The organism is Vibrio penaeicida (assembly GCF_030689305.1).
GTDB classification, from domain to species: Bacteria; Pseudomonadota; Gammaproteobacteria; order Enterobacterales; family Vibrionaceae; genus Vibrio; species Vibrio penaeicida_B.
The window spans coordinates 1-530 of the sequence record NZ_JAUYVM010000073.1; the positions used below are offsets into that span (position 1 = coordinate 1).

1 protein-coding gene is annotated in these 530 nt (G+C 44.7%); it reads left to right on the top strand.

The window, feature by feature from the left end:
- On the top strand, nucleotides 1-530 hold a 530-nt coding region (locus tag Q8W40_RS28055), incomplete at both ends, for a transposase (RefSeq protein ID WP_305402114.1).

The following is a 530-nucleotide window of genomic DNA, read 5'->3' on the forward strand; positions in this document are numbered from 1 at the left end:
GCTCATTACGCAGAAGCTATCAAGCCCGACATCTCCATCATAAAAGCAGAAAACATTCGATTGATGAGTGACTTAGTCATACGCCGTAATCAGCTACTCTCTATGCAAACCATGGAGAAGAATCGTATTCAGGTATTGCCAAAATCTCTGCATTCGACCATCAAGCCAATGCTAACTGCTATGAAAAAACAGATTTCAAACATCGAGGATAAGCTGCTTAAACTCATCGAATCGTGTCCAGAATATCAGACCAAAAACGACATCCTACAAAGTGTTCCGGGCATTGGAAACATCGCAGCGGCATCAATCATCAGCAACGTTCCCGAACTGGGTTACATCACCAACAAACAAGCCGCTTCACTCATTGGTGTCGCACCCATTACTCGAGAAAGTGGGCGCTACAAAGGCAAACGGGTGATTCAAGGAGGAAGGGCGCAAGTTCGAACCGTTCTATATATGGCAATGATGTCTGCTATGCAGTGTAACCCTGTTTTCAAAGCGACTTATACCCGTCTCGTTCAATCAGGAAA